This is a genomic window from Pseudomonas sp. DWP3-1-3b3 (assembly GCF_049896305.1).
GTDB lineage: Bacteria > Pseudomonadota > Gammaproteobacteria > Pseudomonadales > Pseudomonadaceae > Aquipseudomonas > Aquipseudomonas azotoformans_A.
In genome coordinates, this window is the sequence record NZ_JAFCUA010000004.1 from 1 (window position 1) to 22587 (window position 22587).

The 22587-nt window shown below is 62.3% G+C and carries 19 protein-coding genes; 7 read left to right on the top strand and 12 right to left on the bottom strand.

Features of this window, described 5'->3' with window-relative positions:
- Positions 1–130 precede the first annotated feature (130 nt).
- The 9 genes from ACP7BX_RS13220 to ACP7BX_RS13260 form a co-directional block, all read right to left on the bottom strand.
- Complete coding sequence (locus ACP7BX_RS13220) at positions 131–2641, bottom strand: fimbria/pilus outer membrane usher protein (RefSeq protein ID WP_426160737.1); 2511 nt, start codon at positions 2639–2641, stop codon at positions 131–133.
- 50 nt (positions 2642–2691) lie between these two features.
- On the bottom strand, positions 2692–3423 hold the full coding sequence (locus ACP7BX_RS13225) for a fimbrial biogenesis chaperone (RefSeq protein ID WP_426160736.1): 732 nt from the start codon (positions 3421–3423) through the stop codon (positions 2692–2694).
- Positions 3424–3499: 76 nt separating this feature from the next.
- Positions 3500–4105, bottom strand: coding sequence for a fimbrial protein (locus tag ACP7BX_RS13230; RefSeq protein ID WP_038849147.1), 606 nt, complete (start codon positions 4103–4105; stop codon positions 3500–3502).
- Positions 4106–4299: 194 nt separating this feature from the next.
- Entirely contained in the window at positions 4300–4947 is a 648-nt protein-coding gene (locus ACP7BX_RS13235) for a response regulator (protein WP_025854954.1), read from the bottom strand.
- 23 nt (positions 4948–4970) lie between these two features.
- Complete coding sequence (locus ACP7BX_RS13240) at positions 4971–8102, bottom strand: response regulator (RefSeq protein WP_426160735.1); 3132 nt, start codon at positions 8100–8102, stop codon at positions 4971–4973.
- A gap of 82 nt (positions 8103–8184) precedes the next feature.
- Positions 8185–9378: an EAL domain-containing response regulator gene (locus ACP7BX_RS13245; protein WP_061449028.1), complete on the bottom strand. Its 1194-nt coding sequence runs from the start codon at positions 9376–9378 to the stop codon at positions 8185–8187.
- Positions 9365–12169: an ATP-binding protein gene (locus ACP7BX_RS13250; RefSeq protein ID WP_061449027.1), complete on the bottom strand. Its 2805-nt coding sequence runs from the start codon at positions 12167–12169 to the stop codon at positions 9365–9367. Before ACP7BX_RS13250 ends, ACP7BX_RS13245 begins: the two co-directional genes overlap by 14 nt.
- Positions 12170–12226: 57 nt before the next feature.
- Positions 12227–13207, bottom strand: coding sequence for a fimbrial protein (locus ACP7BX_RS13255; protein WP_426160734.1), 981 nt, complete (start codon positions 13205–13207; stop codon positions 12227–12229).
- Positions 13208–13230: 23 nt separating this feature from the next.
- Entirely contained in the window at positions 13231–13911 is a 681-nt protein-coding gene (locus ACP7BX_RS13260) for a fimbrial biogenesis chaperone (protein ID WP_426160738.1), read from the bottom strand.
- Between the two features lie 206 nt (positions 13912–14117).
- Here ACP7BX_RS13260 and ACP7BX_RS13265 point away from each other — a divergent pair, with 206 nt between their 5' ends.
- Positions 14118–14654: a chemotaxis protein CheY gene (locus ACP7BX_RS13265; RefSeq protein WP_314529870.1), complete on the top strand. Its 537-nt coding sequence runs from the start codon at positions 14118–14120 to the stop codon at positions 14652–14654.
- Between the two features lie 4 nt (positions 14655–14658).
- Here the strand turns inward: ACP7BX_RS13265 and ACP7BX_RS13270 are convergent, their stop codons facing one another.
- The 3 genes from ACP7BX_RS13270 to ACP7BX_RS13280 all read right to left on the bottom strand — a co-directional run bounded on the left by ACP7BX_RS13270 (position 14659) and on the right by ACP7BX_RS13280 (position 17379).
- A complete protein-coding gene (locus ACP7BX_RS13270; protein WP_426160732.1) occupies positions 14659–15855 on the bottom strand; it encodes a DUF1835 domain-containing protein in 1197 nt (398 codons plus the stop codon).
- Between the two features lie 150 nt (positions 15856–16005).
- Positions 16006–16248, bottom strand: a complete 243-nt coding sequence (locus ACP7BX_RS13275) for a hypothetical protein (RefSeq protein ID WP_050572479.1) — start codon at positions 16246–16248, stop codon at positions 16006–16008.
- A 54-nt stretch (positions 16249–16302) separates the two neighbouring features.
- Positions 16303–17379, bottom strand: a complete 1077-nt coding sequence (locus tag ACP7BX_RS13280; protein WP_038849115.1) for an aldo/keto reductase — start codon at positions 17377–17379, stop codon at positions 16303–16305.
- A 131-nt stretch (positions 17380–17510) separates the two neighbouring features.
- Between ACP7BX_RS13280 and ACP7BX_RS13285 the strand changes: the two genes are divergently transcribed.
- From ACP7BX_RS13285 to ACP7BX_RS13310, 6 genes are all read left to right on the top strand, one after another.
- On the top strand, positions 17511–18188 hold the full coding sequence (locus ACP7BX_RS13285; protein ID WP_426160731.1) for an ABC transporter ATP-binding protein: 678 nt from the start codon (positions 17511–17513) through the stop codon (positions 18186–18188).
- Positions 18185–18976 carry an ABC transporter permease gene (locus tag ACP7BX_RS13290; protein ID WP_314529874.1) on the top strand — a complete coding sequence of 264 codons (792 nt, stop codon included), beginning with the start codon at positions 18185–18187 and terminating at the stop codon, positions 18974–18976. The genes ACP7BX_RS13285 and ACP7BX_RS13290 overlap by 4 nt, the downstream gene beginning before the upstream one ends.
- 112 nt (positions 18977–19088) lie before the next feature.
- Positions 19089–19709 carry a glutathione S-transferase family protein gene (locus tag ACP7BX_RS13295; protein WP_426160730.1) on the top strand — a complete coding sequence of 207 codons (621 nt, stop codon included), beginning with the start codon at positions 19089–19091 and terminating at the stop codon, positions 19707–19709.
- A gap of 18 nt (positions 19710–19727) precedes the next feature.
- Positions 19728–20648 carry a LysR family transcriptional regulator gene (locus tag ACP7BX_RS13300; RefSeq protein WP_177112750.1) on the top strand — a complete coding sequence of 307 codons (921 nt, stop codon included), beginning with the start codon at positions 19728–19730 and terminating at the stop codon, positions 20646–20648.
- Entirely contained in the window at positions 20648–21532 is an 885-nt protein-coding gene (locus ACP7BX_RS13305) for a LysR family transcriptional regulator (protein ID WP_426160729.1), read from the top strand. The genes ACP7BX_RS13300 and ACP7BX_RS13305 overlap by 1 nt, the downstream gene beginning before the upstream one ends.
- A 79-nt stretch (positions 21533–21611) precedes the next feature.
- On the top strand, positions 21612–22544 hold the full coding sequence (locus tag ACP7BX_RS13310) for a pyridoxamine 5'-phosphate oxidase family protein (protein WP_426160728.1): 933 nt from the start codon (positions 21612–21614) through the stop codon (positions 22542–22544).
- The last annotated feature ends 43 nt before the right edge of the window (positions 22545–22587 follow it).

Sequence of the window (22587 nt, forward strand, 5' to 3'; positions counted from 1 at the left end):
GGTGCCGAGTGTTGGGGCAAGAGCGCTTTGGTTACTTTCGCGCTTTTCGAAAGTGACCCGCCGTAAGGGCGGAACCCATCTCAGCCGTTACCCAAAAAACGGATATGTACTCGGCAAAAAACCGTGCTCATCAAGGCCCACACACCAACACCTGCCGCTCATAATTCAACGCCTTGTTCTGCACTCCCAATGCATACGAAGCACTGCAACTGCGCTCACCCCACTTGATCACCAACGTCCCCTGATCCTCCCCCACCAACGCCAACGCATTCCCATTCGGATCAGCAATCGCCAACTGCTTGCCCGTCGAGTCCTCCAACGAAGCCCCAAACCCCAGCGGCTTATGCTGCGCGTCCAACAACTCGAACAACACCCGTCGCCCCGTGGTGCCGCTGTAGCGTGCAACCACGATGGCACCACGACGCGGCACCACTTGCTGGGTGGCGTTGGTGATTTCCACATCGCCGCCCAGGTCTCGGGTGTCCAGGCTGACCCAGTTGACCCGGTAAGGCTGAGCGTTCGGAATCACCGCATAGCCGTTGTAACCCGTCTCCACACCGCTGTAGCTGCTGATCTTCGCCCCGGAGATACCCGGCACCTCAGCCAGTGCAAAGGTCTCGCTGACCGTCTGTCCCAGGTTGATCCCACCGCCATGGGCCACCACCGAACCTGCAAGGTTGAGGTTCTGCGAGTTATAGCCCTGGCCCTGGCTGTAGCCCAGGCTCACATCCGCCACCGAGGTGCGGCTGTTGATGTTCACCGAGCCGGAATCGCCACTGGTGTCGCTGTGCCCGGCCTGTACCGAGTAGAACGTGTCGCTGGCGTCGGCGACGTAGCCGTTGATGCCCGCCTGGGTGGTGGTGTCGCCGTGCTGGCTGCTGGTGGTGACAAACGCTCGGGGTGCACGGGCCTGGCTGCCCAGTGGGAACGAGATGGACAGGTTCACCTGGGTGTCACTGCTCGGCTCACCCCACGTGACAATCTGCTTGGTCCGGGTCACGCCGAGGTTGTAGCTCAGGTTGCCCCAGTTGCTGGTGTAGCCGGCGGAAAAACTCTGCGAGCCGCCACGATTCCAGTAGCGCTGGTCGCTGGCGTTCACATACAGGCTGCCAAATTCGCGGTTGCGCCCCAGGCTCTGGTTGATGGTGAGGTCGGTGCGGGTTTTCGAATGGCCGCTGCGCACGCGGATGCTGTCGCTGATGTCTTCGACATGGTCGCTGAAGCTGCGATAACCCTCGGTGGAGTAACGGTAGGCGGCCAGGGTGAAGTTGGTGTCAGTGCCGGCAAACGTCTTGGCGTACAACGCGCGCACGCTGCTGCCCTGGGTGGTTTGCCCCTGGGCCTTGCTTGAAGAGTGGGTGACATCCAGCGACACCGCGCCCAACGCGGTGTTGCGTCCGGCGCCGAGGGACAGGGCGTTGTAGTCCTCGCTGGCCTGCAAGCCGACGATGCCGCTGAGGTTGCTGGTCAAGCCATACGCCAGGGTACCGCTCAGGAAACGCGGAGTGGCCAAGCCCTCGGTGTTGCTATTGAACCGGCCCGCCGAGAGGCTGTACTTGACTTGCCCCTCACGCACCATGATTGGCAAGCTGGAAAACGCCTGCATCGTCACACGACGGGTGCCATCGGCTTCGATCACGGTGATCTGCAAGTCGCCGTTGGAGCCACTTGGGTAGATATCGTTGATCTCGAACGGCCCCGGTGCGACGTTGGCGGTGTAGAGGATGTAGTCGTTCTGGCGGATCTCCACCGTCGCGTTGGTCTGCGCCACACCACGGATCACCGGGGCGTAGCCACGTTCGCTGTCGGCACGCATGCCTTCGTCGGAGGCCAGTTTGACCCCGCGATAACGCACACTGTCGAACAGGTCGGTGTCGGAAAAAATCTCACCGGCACTGAACTGGCCCTTGATCGCCGTCACGTCGTGCTGCACGTAGGTACGGTTGCTGGTGTAGGTGTTCTTGCGCCCGGTGCCGCCGCTCAGGTTCGATTCGTTGCGCAAGCGCCAGGCGCCCAGGTTGAGGCCGTTGCGCAGGCCCAGGTTATTGGCGATGCGCGTGGCGTAGTCGCCGGCTGTGCGGCTGCTGTTGAGCTGATAGTTGATGAACGCGGCCGGTACGCCGTCGTCCCACAGCTGCGGATCGACATACCCGCGCAGCCCGCGCTGCATGGCCACTTGCGGAATGCTTGCGAGCAGGCGCAGGCGGCTGCTGTCGTAGCGCACCGTGGCGTCTTCGATCAGTGCTGCCAGGGGGTAGCAGTCCTGCGGCTGCTGCGGGTCGATTTTGCCTTGGGCTTGCAAACGGGCCATGTCGATCCCCAGTTGCTTGAGCAGGTCGAGGGTCAGGCAGGCTTGCACTTGGTCGTTTTGCGGGTTGCGCTTGAAGTCGATATCGCGGCGGCCCACCAGCACTTCGTTGCTGTACAGATCGACACGGTAAGTGCCCGGCAACACGCTGTTGGCCGACAGCAACTGTTGCAGGTCGACGGGTGACTGCGAGCCCTGCAGGAAGGTGGTGTTGAAGGTCTGCGCAGCCTCGTCGGCCAGGGCCCAGGCGGGCAGGCAGGCGGCAATCGCCAGCCACAGCGTCTTCAATTTCAGTGCGTCACATGCGGACCTGTTGCTGGAAAGAAAAGACATGCGAAGACCTGTGGCATCCCGGGTGGGCGAGCAAGCGTGAGGCGAAGTGCTCAGGGTTTGAGGCGTGACTCGGTGGCGTGGGCAACACCACCCGCCAGGGCGGCGGTGTAATGGTTCTGCGCGCCGTAGTCATTGATGCTGGAGAACGACAACTGCACCGTGCCAGCGGCCACCGGAGCGTTCAGCGGGAACTGTTTTTCCTCGCCTGGGGCGACCATGGTGGAGTCACTGGCCAGTTGCGCCTGCACCTTTATGTCGGCCATGGACACGTGATACAGCGTCGGGTTTTTCACGGTCAGCAGCGTTTGCGCGCCGCGTTTGGTCAGCGCCCACTCCAGCTGGGCAGGGGCTTGCAACGCACTGCCAGGCAAGCCGGCAGGGCGGAAAAAAATCTTGATGCGTTGGCGGATGGCCAACTGCAAGGTGTTTTCGGCGGCGCTGGCCTTGGGGATTTCCTGCACGTTGAGCCAGACCACCGACTCGCGGTCGGTGGGCATGCCCGCGCCTTCATACAAGATGCGCAGCAGTTGCTGTTCCTTGGCAAACACCCGTGCCAACGGCGGGGTAACGGCGAACGGCGCGCGGCTGCCGCTGGCATCGTTGCGGTCGACCCAGGACTGGATCAACACATCCTGGTTACCGTTGCGCACGGTGATGTTGGCTTCTTTGTGGTCGCCATCGAACACGATACGGGTGGCATTCAATGAAATGCTGGCGGCGGCCTGGGCAGCCATGAGCATGCCCAGCAGCCCGAGGCCCACGGCGAGAGAACGAGGCAGCATGAGGGTTATCCGGTGTCATCAGAAAAAGAAGGGCGAGGCCGCAGGGCCTCGCGCGTTCGGTGCTCGGGCGCCGGGGTTATTCGTATTGCAGGATGAACGGCAGGGTGGCGTCACCGCGACCGGCCGTCGATGCGCCGGCGGCACCGGTGGTGACGTAGGCGGCGGCAAAGCTCAGGGTGGCGTCGCCGCCTTCGGTGCCCTGGCCATGCATGGTGCTTTCGATACGTGCGGTGGCCGGCGAGCTGAGGTCGATCAACGTGCCCTTGCTGTCGAGCAGGGCGATGCCGACGTTTTGCGCGGTGGCCGAACCTGGGTTCAGCGCCAGTACGTTCTTGCCCGTCACCAGGCCCGAACCACCGTTGTTGGCATCAAAAATCATCGCGACTTTGGTGCCCTGGTTGCAGTTGACGTTCAGGTTGAAGTCTTTGGCAGTCACACGGCCGGCAGTTGGGTTCTCGGCAGTGCCCATGTCCTTGATCGAGACGTTGCCCATGTCTACCGAAATGGTGCGGTCGGAGTTGGCGCCGTCTACCGAGCAAGCGTCGTTGTTGATCACGCCGGTGAAGGTGATTTTGCCGCTGCCGCCGAGGGTTGGCTTCGGTACCACCGGCTCTTCGGCAAAGGCACTGCCGGAGGCGCAAAGAATGGCCGAAGCGATAACAGCCAGGGAGAACTTCTTCATGATGATGTCCATAAGTGTGAGTGGGAAAGTGCGGTTTCTGAACTGCCGGGAAATAGTAAGAGGCGAGGGCGGGCGGGCAAATAAGACGATTCTTATAAGCGTCGAAGAGGCAGGGTTAGTTGCACTTATGGAGAGTTCAAGGGCAGTAGATAAAGGGGGAAGCCATTGTCCTTGAATGGCTTTCAAGTGATTGCTTAGTTGAAGATATTGCGCGCCAGGCAATACGCCAGAAGGTCTTGATCGCTGCTGACTTCAAGTTTGCGCATGGCCGATATTTTTTGTGCGCTGATAGTCTTGGAACTTCGGTTCTGGCTGCGCGCAATATCACTGACACTCATGCCCGAGATAAATAAACGCAGGATTTCGAACTCCTTGGGTGACAACGTCGAGAAGCGTTCGTCGATGGCGGTGAGGGTCTCGATCACCGACGTCTTGGGCGGTTCCAGGCTGCGATAGGCGCTTTGCTGGGCGATGGCCTTGAGTGCCAGCTGGATCTCGGTGTGCAGCTGGCTTTTCTGGATGATGCCGACCACCCCCAGTTCCTGCAGACGGGTGAGGATCAGGTGGTTGGAGATCATCGTCAGGATCAGGATCTGCACCTGTGGGAAATGCCGTTTCAGGTACTCCACCAGCTTCAGGCCATCGCCGTAGGGCGAGTCGCCCGGCATGTTGTAGTCGGTGATCACGATGTCGGCGCCCTGGCGCTGCAGCAACTCGATCAGGCCGGCCGAACAGACGGCTTCGCCCACGACCTGGAAGCGCGTGTCGCGCTCTACCAGTTCGCGCACCCCGAGCAGCACGATCGGGTGATCGTCCGCGATAACCACGTTGAATGTTTTCATAAGGGGCCGTCCGTAGTGCCAGTTCAAGTGAGGGGAGTGGGCCCGGGCTGGAGCGTATCCAGGACGGCCGAGAGGCGTTGCATGACCGTCTTCACCTTGAGCGTCAGCGCTGTGTCGAGGCTGCCACGGTTAAGTGCGCTTTCCAGTTCGATGCAGGCCTGGGCCAGGCTGTTGGCCTGCACCGCGCCCAGGGCACCGGCGGCTGAATGCAGGCGTTGGCCGAGGCGGTGGGCATCGCGCTGTTCCAGCGCTTCGCCAATATGCAGCAGGTCCTGTTGCACACTGCTGATAAACAGCGGGCGCATCTTGTCCGAGAGGTGCACGGTGTCGTCAAAGGTTTCGGTGGGCGGTGCTACCTTGCACAGCTTGATCAACTGCGCGCGCAGGGTTTGCAGGCTCAGGGGCTTGACCAGCCAGGCATTCATGCCGACGGCCAGGCAGCGCACGCCTTCTTCGCGCATGGCATTGGCCGTGACGCCGATGATCGGCAAGCGGGGCGCGTGTTCGCGCAGGGTCCTGGCCAGTTCGTAGCCGTTCATCAAGGGCATGTTCACGTCGGTCAGCACCAGGTCGAAGGCCTGCGGTTGCCACAGGTGCAAGGCCTGTTCGCCGTTTGAGGCAAGGCTCACCGAGCAGCCGAGTGCCTCCAGTTGCTCCTTGATGATGGCCTGGTTGATCGGGTTGTCTTCGGCCACAAGGATGCGCAGCCCCAAGCGTCCGGCGCTCTGTGGCTGGGCCGCCGGTGGTGGTTCGTGCTTGCCGTGCTGCGCCAGGGATACGGTGGCGGCAATGGCCCGCACATCGTGCATGTCGACCACCCAGCCCTGCTCAGTCGGCAAGGGTGGGCTGTGGGCGCCCGGCAGGCAGATGACGCGCTGGCCGATCCAGGGTCGCGCAGGTTGATCGGGCAACATATCCACCAGCACGGCGCGATGGGCCCCCGGTTCCTGGGTCGGCGCAGCCACGGCGGCTGCAATGCCCAGGCGGTTGAGCCAGTCGCACATCGATTGCGCCAATTCACGCACCGGCGCCTGCACATACACCGGCGTCGTGCTGGGTTCCACCAGGGGCAGATTCGTCAGCGCAGCGGCACACACCGGCAAGCGGATTTTCAAGGTAAAGCTGCTGCCCAGTCCGGGCTCGCTGACGACCTTGATCTGGCCGTCCATCATTTGCGCCAGCCACCGGCAGATGGGCAGCCCCAAGCCCGCACCGCCTTCACCTGCGGTGTCCGGAGCCTGGTAAAAGAGATCGAACAGTTTGGCCTGCTGTGCCTGCGCGATGCCCACGCCGGAGTCGGTGACCTGCCATTCCAGCTCCACCTGGTCAGCGTCGTGTGCGCGCACCCTGGCACGGATCACCACGCGGCCGATGTCGGTGAACTTGATCGCATTACTCACCAGATTGTTGAGGATCTGGCGGATACGCAGCGGGTCGCCCATGACGCTGTCCGGCAACTGCGGGTCGATGCAACTGTAGAGTTGCAGGCCCTTGCGCTGCGCGAAGGCGGCGTAGGTGTGCAGGGTGTCTTCGAGCATGTCCAGCGGGCAGAATTCCACGGCCTCGATCGCCATTTGCCCGGACTCGATTTTCGACACATCCAACACATCGCTGATCAGCTGGAACAGCGTGGCGGACGAGCGCTGGATGGTGTGCAGGTAGGTTTTCTGATGCGGGTCCAGGTCGGTCAGGCCCAACAACTCCAAGGTGCCAAGCACGCCGTACAGAGGCGTGCGGATTTCATGGCTCATGGTCGCCAGGAACAGGGTCTTGGCTTCGTTGGCTGCGTCGGCGACGCGGCGTGCGTCTTCCAGCGCCGAAGCATCCTCGATGTGCCGGGTGATGTCATTGAACGCATACAGGCGCACGTCCTGCGCCTGATAACGCGTGGACACGAAACCGATCTGCAGGTGACGGCCTTCGATCTCCAGGTGCGTCTCGCCGCTTTCGGCGCTGTCGTGGGCGCCGGCCATGGCCGCGACCAGGCGTGCGGTGCCCGGCCACTGCTGGGCGCGCTGGTTCTCGATCAACACTTCGCCGTCGCTGCGGCGCACCACGCATAACCCGGTGGGGGCGGTGTCGATGATCACGCGGCTGAACGCCACGCTCTCGGCAATGTGCTCGTGGGCCAGGCGTGCCGGTGCAATCACTTGGCGCCGATACCAGCGGCTGCCGGCCCATCCCAGCGCCAGCAGGCTGCCCAGGAACAAGACCAGGCTGCTCAGCGGCCACACGGCGTAGTGGAAATAACGTGCGTAACTCAAGCCATAGATCGCGCTCCAGGGCTGGTCACCGGCCTGGGAAATCTTGAATACGAAACCGTTCGAGGTGAAGTGCACGCCGTCGCTGATCGGCGCGCCAACGACTTCCGGTCCGATCAGCCGATGACCGTCAGGGGCAATCAACGTGATGCGATCAAACGCAGAGCGCTCCAGCGCGCGCTGTACGTCGTCGGCCTGGGCCAGGTCCAGCAGCGTGCCGACCACAGCCGAGTCCGGGCCGTCGAGCGCAATACCCATATAGGCCAGCAAATGCTCAGGCGCGGGCCCGGCCTGCCAGTACACACGCTCGGGTTCCAGGCCCGGCGGCGTCTGCGCCAGGGCATCCTGCACCGCGTTGACCCGCCCCGGCGGCGTGTCCACGGCAGGGATATCAATGGCGTAATTCGCCTGGCGGTTGAACACGAACGTCTGCGGCGCCCCGTACGGCGAGGAGGACCAAAAGGCACTGTAGTAACTGGTGAGATGAGCGCCCAACGCGAATATCCGCGGACGGGCGCTGACACCTACGCGCTGCTCATCGAACGCCACGCTGAATGGCACCGAGAATGAGTACTTCTGGCCCTCGTACAAGGTGCGACGAGTGTCGACCATACGGCTTTTGAGGCTGATCTGGACGTTGGTGGCGCGCAATAATTCGGCCTGGATGCCGGGATGCGCCAAGTTCTTGAGGAACGCTTCCTGCTGCGCCAGGTTTTCCATCAGTCGGGCGAAGTGAAACCGCATGGCGCCATAGCGGATATCGACGCCGCGTTGCAGCGACCAGTAGTTGGTGAGGGCCAGCAGCAACGCGACCCCGAACATCAGCATCAGGCCTTTGTTCAAGCGCAATGAGCTTCGGGTGAAGGCTTCGAGGATCGCGTTGTTGTGCTTCATCAAGGACGTCCGCAGGCGGAGAAAAAATCGGCACTGGATGGAGCTTAGCCCCTCTCTGCAACAAAAGATCCGTGCCTGGCGCCTAATGAGATGTCGCGGGGCCATCATTGTTCAGAAGTTGTTGAAATTGTTCGGAAGATACCGCGTGGGAGATCAAGAACCCCTGCACCTGGTTGCAGTCGATCTTGCGCAGCAGGGCCAGTTGTTGTGGGGTTTCCACCCCTTCGGCGACCACGGTCAGGCCCAGCTTGCGGCCCAGGCTGATGATGCTCGCCAGGGCCGATGCCATGCCTTCGTTGTCGTGGCAGCCCTGGACCAGCGCCTGGTCGATCTTGAGTTCGGTAAACGGCGTGGAGACCAGGTTGAGGTACGAGCTGTAGCCTTTGCCGAAATCATCCTGGGACAAGCCAAACCCCTTGATCCGCAGGCGGCAGGCACCGGCGTAGAAGTTGCTGATGTCCTGGGGCACCGAGCACTCCATCAGCTCGAAACAGATCATGCCGGGGATGCCGTCGTGCAACAGCACGAACTCCAGCAAACGGTCGGCCAGATCATGGCTGTTGAGCAAATGGGTCGGCAGGTTGATCGACACCGGGATGTCATAGCCGCGCAGGCACCATTGTTTTTGCGCATAGATTGCCTGCTTGAGTACCAGCCACAACAGGCGCTCTTCCAGTTCGAAGGCTTTGATCGCCTCCAGAAAGGCGCCGGGCAACATCACGCCTTGCTCGGGGTGCATCCAGCGCACCAGTGCTTCGGCAGCGACGATGCGACCGTTGGCCAGGGACTTCTTGGGTTGGAACCAGGCTTGCAACTGGCCGTTGCCCATGGCCTGGATCAGCGTGTGACGGTCGATGTCGAGGTGTTTGGTCGGCAGAGGAGAGGGCGTGCGCATCTTGTGCCTGAGTTGCTCGACCAGGCTACGCAGGGCGTCGGCAGCCACCGGTTTGGAGATAAGCCCGATCACTTCCACGTCCAGGTTCTTGGCCACCAGGCTGGCGGCCATCAACATGCGCCGCGACGCTACGCTCATGATCGCCAATGCCGGCTTGCAGCGCAGGCTGGCCAGGCTTTGAATGAATTGCACACCGTCCATGCCGGGCATCAGCAGGTCGGTGAGCACCAGGTCGAAGTCCCGTTGGCGAAGACGTTCCAGCGCTTCTTTGCCATCCTGGGCGGCTTCGAGCATGAAATCCCCCAACTCACTGAGCAGGTGCTGCAAGTAGATGTGCTGCAGAGGATGGTCCTCGACGATCAAAATACTAAGGGGCTTCATGAATGATCCGTGCATAAGGCGCCAGGGAATTGAAGAGCGCCCGCAACGCGAAAGGCTTGACCAGGCAGTGGTTCATGCCGGCGGCCAGGCACAGGTCGGCCTCGCCGCGCATCGCGTTGGCGGTGGCCCCGATAATCGGCAACGGGCAGCCCTGGCGCCGCAGTTCCCGCGCCAGTTCGTAGCCGTTGATGTGGGGCATGTTCACATCGGTCAGCACCACGTCGAAGGTGCCGGCGGTGTAGAGCTGCAACGCTTCATGACCATCGGCGGCCAACTCCACGGTGCAGCCGAGTTCTTCCAGTTGGTCGCGCAGTATCAGCTGGTTGATGATGTTGTCTTCGGCCACCAGCAGGTGCAGGTTGAGTTTTTTCAGGTCGCGCTGGCGTGTCTGTTCGTCGGCGCGTGCCACCCACAATCCCTGTGCCTGGCTGACCGCTTGATGGATCGCACTCAGGTGGTTGAGGTTGACGTGCCATGCACCGGCCTCATCCGGCGGGGGGCTGCTGGCGTTGCTGCTGGCATGGATGACCGGGCCCGCCCAGTCGGCGACCAGCAACGGGTCAACGTTGCCGGGGTGTAGTTGCAACAGCAGGTGCCCGTCAGTCTGCGCCGGCAGGGCGGTCTGCGCGCGTGCGCCCCAGCGGCGTAGCCAGCCGCTGATCGCATTCGCCAGTTCCGGGATGGGCGAGGCGATGTAAATGGTTTCGGCCAGCAGGGCTGGCAAGGGTGGGGTGGGGGCTTCTTCCAGGGGCAAGGTCAGGCTGAAGCTGCTGCCCAGGCCCAATTCGCTGACCATGCGGATATTGCCGTTCATCAACTCGGTGAGGCGCTGGCAGATCGGCAGGCCCAGGCCGGTGCCAGCGACCACGTTGGTATTGCCTTCACTCTGGTAGAACGGCTCGAAAATCAGCGCCTGGTCTTCCTGGGCGATGCCTTTGCCGGTGTCCGAGACCTGCCACAGCAGGCTGGAACGCTCGCCGTCGCGCCCCAGGACTTTGACCCGCAGCACCACGCGCCCGTAGTCGGTGAACTTCACGGCGTTATTGAGCAGGTTGTTGAGGATCTGGCGGATGCGGGTCACGTCGCCGATCAAGCGTTCCGGTAGCTTGGGGTCGAAGCAGGCATAGAGTTGCAGGCCTTTGCCCTGGGCAGCTGCCGCGTAGCCCTGGATGATTTCGTGTACCAGGTCCAGCGGCGAGAATTCGCTCAACTCCAGGGCCAGTTGCCCGGCTTCGATCTTCGACACATCCAGCACATCGCAGATCAGTTGCAACAAGGTCGAGGAGGAGCCTTCGATTGCGTGCAGGTAGTCTTTTTGCTGGGTGTCCAGTTGGGTGCGCGCCAGCAGTTCGAGGGTGCCGAGCACGCCATACAACGGCGTGCGGATCTCGTGGCTCATGGTCGCCAGAAACAGGGTTTTCGCCGCGTTGGCGGCATCGGCCGATTGCCGGGCTTCTTCCAGCGCCGCTTCGACCTGCTTACGTGCGCTGATGTCGCTGAAGGCGCAAAACAACACGTCTTCGCCTTTGTAGCGAGTGGGCGCACTGCTGAGGTAGAGGTGACGACCGTCGATGGTTTCAAAGTAGTCGCTGCGTTCGGACGGACCGTTCGCGAAGGCTTGCTCGATCCAGCCGTCGCGCAAGGCTTCGCGCTCCGGACCGGCCCCCAGCCATTGCTGTGCCAAGGTGTTTTCCAACACCACCTGGCCGTCGGTACGGCGCAAGACACACAGCGCGACAGGCGCGGTCTGGATCACATCGCGGCCGAACGCTTCGCTTTCGATCAAGGCCTGGATGCGATGGATCGAGGGGATGATGAAGCGTTGGTCAACCCGACGCATCACCAGCCAAATCAGCGTCACGCTGAACAAGCAGAACAGCAGCGAGCCGAGCAACTGCTTCCACAGGCCACTGACCACCGCGCGCAGGTCGATGGAGTACATCAATTGCCAGTCCGAGGATTTCAGGTGCTTGCGGATCACCAGGTGATCGGGCAACCAGCCGTTGCCGACAAACCCGAAAAAGCTGTCCTCTCCCGGCCTCAGGCGTTGTTGGCTGAGCTGCGCATTGTCGCTGTTGGTGAACACCAGCATGCCTTGGGAACTGAGCATCATGAACTCGCCGGCACTTTTGTCGCTGAGAGCGGAGGACACTTCGCGGCTTTCCATCTCCATGCCGAGCCAGCCGGATTCAGGGTCGCGTTCATCCAGGCGGATAAAGATGTACAGGTGCGAATGGCCCTCGGTCCTGTCACTCAGCCATAACTCATTGAGTGTGCTGGGATCGCCGTGTTGCACGGCCTTGAGGCGGTTGAGCAGGCACTTGGAGATCGGCAGCACCTGGGTGGTGGCATCGTACAGCCGCGTCACCTGCGGCGTGGGCCCCGCGTTCACGTACAACAAGTTGAGTTGTTTGGCCTTGAGGTACTCACGCATCCGCGTGGTCAGCCAGATGCTCCACTGGTTGTCCGGCGAATCGCCGAGTTGCAGGTGCTGTTCTTCCGGAGAGAAGGTGTAGACCGGGGTTTTCGAGGGCCGCCGTACCGCCGACAGGCTAAGGCTTTCGAGCAAGGCCTCGCGGTTGGTGAAAAAGGTGTGGGCCTCGGCGATGGCACTGCTCATGTAGCCGCGTCGCTGGGAAATATCATTGTTGAAGGTGGACAGCAGAAAAGTGTACACCCCGCTCAATATGCCGATCAGCAGCACAGTCGCAAAAATACGCAGCAGCCTTCTGGCAGCTTCGGGTCGGGAGAGGACGGGGTTGATCTGGAGCAGATAACTTTTCAATCGCATCGGCAGACTTTAGTTGCCGGCCGACACCGATGGCATAAGACGATCCTTAAAAGTCAGCTATTTGTAATACATATCGACCACCACGGCGGCGTCAAACGCGCCGGGAATCGGCAGGGTGCGCCATTTCAGGTCGGCACGGAATTCATCGTGGCTCTGGCCCAGCCCCATCAGTTCCTGCAACGTGAACCAGTTGTTGAAAGGCAGCTGTTGCTGGCTCTCCGCGCGGGATAATGCGATGCCCACCGAGCTGTTGTTGTCCGGTACCAGCAGGCCATTGACCACCGCGCCACCGCCCGGCGTGGTCGCAAAGCGCGCACTGACGGTGTAGGGCGTGTCGCAACCCTTGCGCAGGTTCAGGCTGAAGTTCGCGGTGCTGGCGACTTCACCGACCGCCGCTTTGCGCGAAGGCGTCGGGAAGTTGACCACGCTGGGGGTGATGGTCAGCTCCGGCGTACAGGGCACGAAGCGGATGCCGTTCATGCCCGTCACCACGTAGTTGAAATTGCTGTTGGGCCGTGAGTTGAGGCCGCGCACGCCGTCCAGCTGGAACACGCGATAGGAGGTGAGCGTACTGGCCTGGCCACTGGGTGGCGTAGGGTCGTATTTCTCGATGAAGACACTGAAGTTGAGGGTAAAGCGCGCCTTGTCCCAGCCCACGCAGTTGGCGGTGCAGCCCCGGTCGGAAAAGAACCCGGTGCCGACCTTGCCGGTGCTCTGGGTGATCGGCTGGTTGTTGTAGCGGATGCCCACGCGGATACCGGTGCCGATACTCACGTTGGCCGGGTTGACGTAGAAATACACCTCTTCACGGCCATGATTGTAGTCGTCCTTGCAGATCACATTTGTCGTGCGCGGGCCGGACTCCCAGATGATGGTGCCGTTGGGCGCATCGGCGGCCACCGCCAGCGCGGTCCCCAGCGCTTCCTGGGTGATGATCGAACCGCTGCCGTCTTCGCGACAGGCCAGCGCGTGACTGGTGGCCGGTAGGGCCGCGCAGGCCCAGAGCAGCATCGGCAGAAGTCGTCGGGTGAGTGACATAGGTGCAAATACCTCGCGGTCTATCACTTGAGCACCGCACTGTGGCGGGCCTGCAAGCCGATATCGGTGATTTCGGTGAAGTGGAGGGGGGCGCCTTTGATGATCGCGCCCGGTGCGTCCAGGGTTTTGCTCTCGTTGGGCTTGAGCAGCAGGTAATCACTCAGGGCCCAGGTGTCGGCGTGCAGGTTGACCAGCGACACGTGAAACGCACTGGGATTGCTGACCGTGACACGGCGCCCGTCGGTGCTCCAGACCAACTGCTGCACCGCTTGCGCCGAACCGCCGACCAGCGTCGGCGGGCGATAGAACAGCTTGAGGCGTTGGCGGATCGCGAACTGCACGCTGTTGGGGCTGTCGGGCTTGAGCGGGATTTCCAGGATGTTGAGCCAGAACAGCGATTCACGATTTGTCGGCAACCCCTCGCCGGCGTACAGGATGCGCAGTTGGTGATGCTCGCCGGGCCCTAGCCGAACCAGGGGTTCGGTGGCGACAAAAGGGACGTCGCCATTGGGCGGCGTGTCTTCGCCACTGATCCAGGTTTGCACCACCACTTCGCGGGCAGCCTGGTTGACCACACCGATGGTGGCGCCCCTGTCCTGGCCCAGGTAGATCAGGCGCGTACCTTCGATTTTCAGTGCCGCCCGGGCCGGCGGTGCGAGGGTCAGCAGTACGCCGGTCAGCAGCAGTAGGCGCAGTAAAAACATGAACACAGAGAAATTCCATGGCGGCGTTCGAGACGCGGGCCATGGTAGGCAGGCGTGAGGGGAAAGGCTTTGAGGCGATTCTTAAAAGAACCGGCATGCCCAGGGTAACCGTTTCAGATTCGCCTTAAAGTCAGGCCTCGTTCCGGACGGTTACCGTGATCACCGTTGAATGATCGACGCTGATGCCCAACTGTCAGGTTTACCCTATGCCCAATAAAGCGTTACGCCTGCTGATTGCCGATGCGGACCTACTGCAGCGAATCAAGATCGAGAAAATGCTCAACCAGCTGGGCTATTACCGCATCGCCCCGCTGAGTTCCTTCGATGAGCTGCAAGCGTTGACGCGCTCGGAAGGCGTGGCATTCGACCTGTTGATCATCGACACTGCGCTGGTGCGCTCGCGACAGGTGAACCTGCTGAAGTACTGCCACGACAACCGGCTGATTCGCCATACGCTGATCTATGACGGGCAATGCGCGCAGAGTTCGCTGGTCTCCGTGTCCGTGAGCCAGACCCTGCATTTGGCGCTGTCACAGTCACCGGACTTCAACTCGTTGCGCCGCTGCATGGAAATCGTCGACCCGGCGCATGCCGTGCCGTCGGTGGAGCGGCCGACGTTGCGAGCCGTGGATACGGACGGCGCGGCGCCGCGTACGAGCAAGCTGTCGATTGCCACGCGAACCCCCTTCCAGGGAGACCCAGCGGTGGTTGCGTGTGCCATCGGCTTGTCACCCAAGCGGTGAGGCGTCAGCCACGCCAGTGGGGGACGGCGTCTTGGTCTATCGACCAATGGGGCTGACCGGGCCTCAAGGACACGCCGCCGACCCAACGCTCATGGCTGGCATGGTCAAGCCAATACGCGTCACCGCTCAGCACCTGATGCGCCAGGGGCGTCAGCCTCAACTCGCGTTGCGGCCAGTCCTTGTGCGTGTCGGACTCTGTGAGCAAGGGGGCGTCACCGTCAATCAACGGCCGCAACAGCGCATGAAACATCATGTCCCCCAGAAACGGCAGTGGCTCGCGCTTGGCCATCAATTCGGCAAATACCCGACCGAAGGGTGTTGGCCCGACGTCGGCCAGGTACGTCAGGGCCAGGCGTTCGGTCAGGGATAAGCCATCGCGCACGCCCGGCAGTTCCTGTAACTGGCGTAACAGCGCCGGGGCCAACAAGGGCAGGGCGGGATGCTTGCGGTGGGCCAGTTCCGACCAATTGACGGGCGAGCTGTCGCAATAAGCCGACCACGCCTGCTTGGCCAGTTGCACGGCGTCATCATCGATCAAGCGCCGTTGCGGCCACAGCCACGCCAACACATCCGGCGCCAGTTGGCCGATGCCGATAAAGCGTTGCACGCCAGGAATGCGGTCCACCTCGATCAGTTCCAGCTTGCGCGGTGCTTGCTCAAGACCCGCCAGTGCGCGGATCAGGAACAGCTGGTCATAGGCATCCGCTTCGCACCACAGCACACTGTGTTCGGCGCTGGCCAAGGCTTCGAGGTGGTCGTATTCGGCGTCGACACGGCGTGCGGCGTCTGCTTCATCGATGGCAAAGGCCTGGCTGATAAAAGCGCTGCGTATCGCACGGAAGGCTTGGCTGGGGAAATCGCGGACCGGGCCCATGCACAGCGGGTCGGTGAGCATCCGGAACTGCCCTTTGAACCCGGCCAGTTGGAGGTTGTGGGCAATGTCATTGCCGCAGCGCCAATGGGTGGTACGGGCTTCGTCGCTGGCGGCAAAGTCGGGGTGGCGGGCGGCGAAGTCGATGGCGTCGACATGCGCCTTGAGCTTGGGCCAACTGCTGAAACCCAGCTGCTTGGCGATTTCCCATTGGGCCTGGGACAAGGTCGCGTTCGGGTCTGCGGCTTTGAGGCGTGGCAGCAGTTCCTTGGCGCGCTTGCGCTGTTGCTCAAGGTTGAGGCGGCCATCGGTATTGAAGTGGCGGGACATACGATCTCCTTGCACAAACCTTTTCCGCTTCAAGGTGGGGAGTCGTAGAAAAAGAGGATGTTGCAGTGTCTTGGGCGCAGCCCTTTCCGCGGAAGGTGGCGTAGAGAGCGCCAGGCGGGAAATATAGGCAGTGCTGCGCCCGATTGCAAATCAGTGTTGTGTGTCCGGCTTGTGATCAATCCAGTGGGTTTTGATCCCCTTCGCCCATGCCACCGTGTAGAAACAGCTCAGCAGCACGATCCCCCACTGCTCGGCATTGATTGATGACCAGAACCAGAACGGCTGGCCCGCCATGCCGAACAGGCAAGCGTAGCGGCGCACTTTCAAGCGTTTGCTCTGGCTGAACCAGATGGCGACGACGCCGAGGGCGGCGATCATGATTTGGGCAACCACGGGCGACTCCTGGAAGGGGAAAAAGCAGCCTTATTGCGCAAGGCTGCCAAGGCATTACTTATCCTTGCGCGCATCCAGGGTCTTCTGATGCTCTGCCAGAAACGGCTGCTCCGCCGGATCAAAGCGGTCGATCCCGGCGGTAAAGCGATGCCAGTAGGGGTACAACGGCTGGCGACGCGTCACGGCTTCGATGCGTGAGGACTGTTCCTGGGTGAGCTTCAATTCAGTGGCGGCCAAGTTGTCGCGCAAGTGCTCTTCGGTGCGGGCGCCGACGATCAGCGAAGTGATCCCCGGTCGATCCTTGAGCCATGCCAGGCACGTGCGGGCGACCGAGACGCCGTGCTCATCACCGACGGCGGCAAGGGTTTCGATGATGTCGAGTGCACGCTCTTGGTCATGCACATAGGGTTCTGGCCAACCGCTACCCTGACGGGTGTTGGCGGGCGGCTTGTGGCCACGACGGGTGGACCCGGTCAACAGGCCTTCGCCCATTGGCCCCCACACCAGTGTGCCCACCGACTGGTCCAGTGCCAGCGGCAGCAGTTCGTACTCGGCTTCGCGGGATTCTGGTGTGTAGTAGATCTGCTGGGTGATGGGTTTGAGCATGCCGTGCAGTTCGGCCTTGCCCAGGGTCTTCATCATTTGCCAGGCGGTGAAGTTGCTGGTGCCGAAGTAGCGGATTTTCCCCGAACCCACCAGCAGCCGCAGCGCTTCAAGGGTTTCCTCAATGGGGGTCATGCCGTCCCAGTTGTGCAGTTGGTAGAGGTCGATATGGTCGGTGCCCAAGCGTTTCAAACTGGCTTCGCACGCGCGAATCAGATGGTAGCGTGAAGAACCTGAGTTGTTGGGGTTGTCGTCCACTGGACTGCGGCCCTTGGTGGCCAGCAGGATATCGTTGCGTTTGTCACCCAAGGCTTTGCCGACCACTTCTTCGGCCAGGCCGTGGGAGTAGAGGTCGGCGGTGTCGACCATGTTCACCCCCGCGTCGAACGCGATATCGAACATGCGTTTGGCCAGGGGCACATCCACCGATCCGCATTTCTCAAACTCGGCGCGACCGCCAAAGGGCACGGTGCCCAGGATGATTTCGGATACCAGCAGGCCGGAATGGCCCAGTTGTCGGTATTGCATGTTGCCTCCTCGGTAATGCTGAACCTAGAGTTCTGAGCCACACCGGCTGCGATAGTTTGAATTTTTTGAATGAAATCCCGGCGAGTGTGCCTCACCATTGCCTCATCCAGATTGAGAGGAACACCGCGTCCATGAGCGCACTGATCGAAACCCGCGCCCTCACGCGCATGGACGAGCGCCGCCACGTGGCCTTGCTCCAGCCCACCGATTTCACCTTGAATGCCGCCGACCGCGTGTCGATCACCGGCGCGTCCGGCTCCGGCAAAAGTGTGTTCCTGCGTGCACTGGCGCTTTTGGACGCGCCCAGTTCCGGGCAGATCCTGTGGAATGGCCAGCCGATCGGCAACGCGCAGATTCCCCATTACCGCTGCCACATCAGCTACCTGTCGCAACGTCCGGCGCTCCTCGACGGCACGGTGGAAGACAACCTGCGTTTCCCGTTCAGCCTCAAGACGTCGCGCAAACGCCGCTTTGACCTTGCCACGGTGACCACGCTGCTGGGCCACGCCGGCAAGACCCCGGACTTTCTGGCCAAGCGCGCCGCCGACCTGTCGGGCGGTGAATCCCAAGTGGTTTCGTTGATCCGCACCCTGCAACTCAACCCCGAAGTGCTGTTGCTCGACGAACCCACCGCCGCCCTCGACCCCACCTCATCCCGCGAAGTGGAAGCGCTGATCGACGCCTGGTTTGCGGCTGATCGCGCCCGGGCCTGTATCTGGGTCTCTCACGACCTGGACCAGGCCCGGCGCATGAGCAACATCCATTTGCAGATGAGCGCCGGTGTATTGAGTGGAGCGACCCAGCCATGAACTATCAGAACCTCACCGCACTCGACATGGGCATCGCCGCCTCGCTGATCCTGGTCAACGGCGCGCTCTCCCTGCTGCTGCGCCTGGGCCTGGAGCGCCAGTTGTTGTGGGCGGCGGTGCGCACGGTGGTGCAGCTGCTGGCCATCGGTTACCTGCTGGGCTGGGTGTTCGAGTTCGCTTACTGGTACGTGGTGCTGCCGTTGATGTGCGCCATGACCCTGATCGCCGGCATCTCGGCGGCGGGGCGCGGGCGGCGGACGTACCGGGGGCAGCGCGTGGACAGCATCCTCTCGGTGTGGGGCAGTTCGTGGCTGGTGACGGCGGTGGGTTTGTTTGCGGTGATCCGCATCCACCCGTGGTACGAACCGCAGTATGCGATCCCGATCCTCGGCATGATCCTGGGCAACACCCTGACCGGCGTGTCCCTGGGGATCGAACGCATGACCCAGGAACTGACGTCGGGACGCAACACCATCGAAATGATCCTCGCCCTCGGCGGCTCGCGCTGGGAAGCCGCGCAGGAAGCCATCCGCCAGGCTGTACGCGCCGGGATGATCCCGACGCTGAACCAGATGACCGTGGTGGGCATCGTCAGCCTGCCCGGCATGATGACCGGGCAGGTGTTGGCGGGGGAGAGCCCGGTGGACGCGGTGCGGTATCAGATTGTGATCATGTTTCTGATTGCCGCTTCGTCGGCGTTGGGTACCGTGGGGGCAGTGTTGCTGACTTACCGGCGGTTGTTTTCGGTGAGCCATCGGTTTTTGCGGGACAGGCTTCAGGAACGCTGAGCGAGATTGTTTCACTGGATGAAATGCTGGATTGCAAATCCTGGTGATTCCAACGGCCGGGGCAGCGGTGGAACATGCGGGGCGTTGATACCCCACTTTATTGGAGCCTCTCATGATCAAACTCTACGGTTTCCCCTTGTCCGGCCACTCCCACCGGGTCGAGCTGATGCTGTCCCTGCTCGGCCTGCCCACGGACTTTGTGCTGGTGGACCTCAAGCAAGCCGCCCACAAAACGCCCGAATTCATTGCGGCCATCAACCCGTTCGGCCAGGTGCCAGCCATCGATGACAACGGTGTCGTGCTGGCGGACTCCAACGCGATCCTGATTTACCTGGCGAACACCTACGGCAAAGGCCAATGGCTGCCGAGCGACCCGGTGGGCCAGGCCCGTGTGCAGCGCTGGCTGTCGACCGCTGCCGGCCAGCTGCATGCGGGGCCTGCCTCTGCACGACTGGCCACGGTGTTTGGTGCCGAAGTCGACACCGTCAACGCGATTACCCGTTCCCATGCGTTGCTGAAACTGGTGGAAGCGCAACTGAGCCAGAGCCGTTTCCTGGCCGGCGAGCAACCCACCATTGCCGATGTGGCGTTCTACACCTACACCGCTCACGCGCCGGAAGGAAATGTTTCGCTGGCCGACTACCCTCATGTACGCGCCTGGCTCGCCAGTATCGAGGCGCTGCCGGGGTTCGTGGGCATGCCGCGTACGGCGGTGGGGTTGCAGTCGCAATAACTTTCTAGAGGCGCGCCGATGGACCGATTTCATGAAATGCAGGTGTTCCTGGCGGTGGCCGAGGAGGAGGGCTTCGCCGCTGCCGCGCGCCGCCTGAAAACCTCGCCACCCAGCGTGACCCGCGCCATCGCCGCCATGGAGGAACGCATCGGCACTCAATTGCTGGCGCGCACCACCCGCAGCTTGCATCTCACCGAAGCCGGCCAGCGTTACCTGGAAGATTGCCGGCGCATCCTGGCCGAGCTCGATGAAGCCGAGGAAGCGGCGGCGGGCAGTTATTCCATCCCCTGCGGCCATTTGACGGTGACCGCGCCGGTGCTGTTTGGCGAGCTGTATGTGGCGCCGGTGCTGGGGGAGTATCTGGATCGGTTCCCCTTGGTAAACATCAACGCCTTGCTGGTCGATCGTGTGGTCAACATGACCGACGAAGGGGTGGACGTGGCGGTGCGTATCGGTCACTTGCATGAACCGGGGCAGCAGGCGATCAAGGTCGGCGAAGTGCGCCGGGTGGTCTGCGCAGCGCCGGCCTATCTTGAACAGCACGGGCGGCCTACGCATCCGTCGCAGTTGCGTGAGGCCAAGATCGCCACGTCGTCGTCCAGCTCCCTGGTAAGTGGCTGGGAGTTCGTCGACGGCGGCCAACCCGTGACCGTCTCCATCGAACCGCGTCTGGTGGTCACGGCGAACAATGCCGCGATCAACCTGGCGCGCCAAGGCTGGGGCATGACGCGGGTGTTGTCCTATCAAATCGCCGCGGCGGTGGCGGCGGGTGAACTGGAGATTGTCCTCCAAGCCTATGAGTCGGCGCCGCTGCCGATCCAGGTAGTGTTCCAGAAAAATGGCCGGGTGCCGGCCAAGATCAACACCTTTGTCGATTTCCTCACCCATCGCCTTGGGCAGGACGCCGCCCTGAACCCGGCGATGAAACGGCGCAGCTGATGGAGCGTTATCGCGATATGCAATTGTTCGCCGCGCTGGCCGGGCAGCCGAGCCTGGCCTCGGCGGCGCGTGACGCTCAGGTCTCGGGTCCGACCCTGGTACGCGCGATTGCCCGCCTGGAGGCGCGTTTGCACGTGCCGTTGCTGGCGCGCAGCACGCGCGGCGTGAGCCTTACCGACGCCGGCAGCGCCTACCTGGCGGACTGCGTACGCCTGCTCGCTGCGGTGGACGCCGCCGAAGCCTCGGCCAAGGGGCTGCATGTGCAGGCCCAGGGCAATCTGCGGGTATTTTTGCCGTTCCTGTTCAGCCGTTATGTGATGGCGCCGGTCCTGGCCGACTACTTGGACCGCTATCCCGCGGTGAACCTGGTCGTCAGCTACCACGACTATTACCCGAACCTGCATGAAGAAGGGCTCGACGTCGCCATCCTCGTCGGTGAACTGCCCGACTCGTCATTGATCGCCCGGCCGCTGGGGCAGGTGCGGCATATCCTCTGCGCCAGCCCCGACTATCTTGCAGCTCACGGCGAGCCCCAACACCCGGACTACCTCAAGCAGCACCGGCTGATCGCCAGCGCCAATCAGGTGCACTGGGATTTCCACGGCTATCAACTCAAGGCCCGTGCCCGGCTGGGTTGCGCCACGGTGCAGGGTGCGATCAATGCGGCGGTGCAGGGTGCGGGGTTGATCCGCTGCCTGAGTTATCCGCTGCACGAACACTTGCAAAGTGGGCAACTGCGTCGCGTCTTGCCGGATTTTGAACCGCCGCCACTGCCTGTGCAGGTGGTGTACCGCGAAGGCCGCAATGCGCCAATGCGCGTGCGCAGTTTTGTCGACCACTGCGTCATGGCGCTGCGCGAACACCCGGCATTTCAGCTGGCGTAATAGTGGATTGCCTGGCGTGGTGATTCTCACACAGGCTGGCAGGGTGCAGCATCGACACATACAACCTGAGGTGCTCGCCATGAACCTGATCGAACAATCTCCCTGGCATGCCGGCGAACGGCAGATACAAGAGGCGGTGGGCGTGGCCGACCGCATGGCGGTGGTCGGGCCGAAGGTGATCCGTGATCACCTGCCGGAACAGCACCGGGATTTCTACCCCTTGTTGCCTTACCTGATACTGGGTGCGGTGGACGAGCAGGGCCTCCCTTGGGCGACGATGATCGAAGGCGCCCCCGGCTTTGCCCACTCGCCGGACCCGCAGACCCTGCAGATCGACAGCCTGCCGTCCGCGACCGACCCGGCCCGTAACGCCCTGCGTGAGGGGGCAGCCGTCGGCCTGCTGGGCATCGACCTCAACACCCGACGCCGCAATCGCATGAACGGCCGTGTCGGCGCACTCGATCACGACGGCTTTTCGGTCGACGTGGTGCACACCTTCGGCAATTGCCCCAAGTACATCCAACTGCGCCCGGTCGATGGCATCGCCCGTAAACCCGGCACGGTGATCGAACGCTTCAACGACCTGGACGTAGCCGCCCAAACCCTGATCCGCAACGCCGACACGCTGTTCGTCGCCAGCTACGTCGAGGTGGACGGCCAGCGTTCGGTGGATGTTTCTCATCGAGGCGGCAACACGGGGTTTGTGCGGGTCGAAGGCAACGTACTGACCATCCCCGACTTTGCCGGCAACCTGTTTTTCGCCACCCTGGGCAACCTGCAAGCCAACCCGGTGGCCGGGCTGTTGTTCATCGACTTTGCATCGGGGGATGTGCTGCAAGTGGCCGGGCGTACCACGTTGATCCTCGACGGCCCGGAAGTGGCGCTGTTCGAGGGTGCGCAACGGCTGTGGACGGTGACGGTGGAACAGGTGGTGCGCCGCCCGGCGGCCTTGGCGTTGCGGTGGCAGTTCGCGGAGTTTTCGCCGTTCAGTCTGGCGATGGGGCGTTGGTAGCGGGGGTATTCGTGCCCCTTGGTTAACACTCAATTGCGCCATG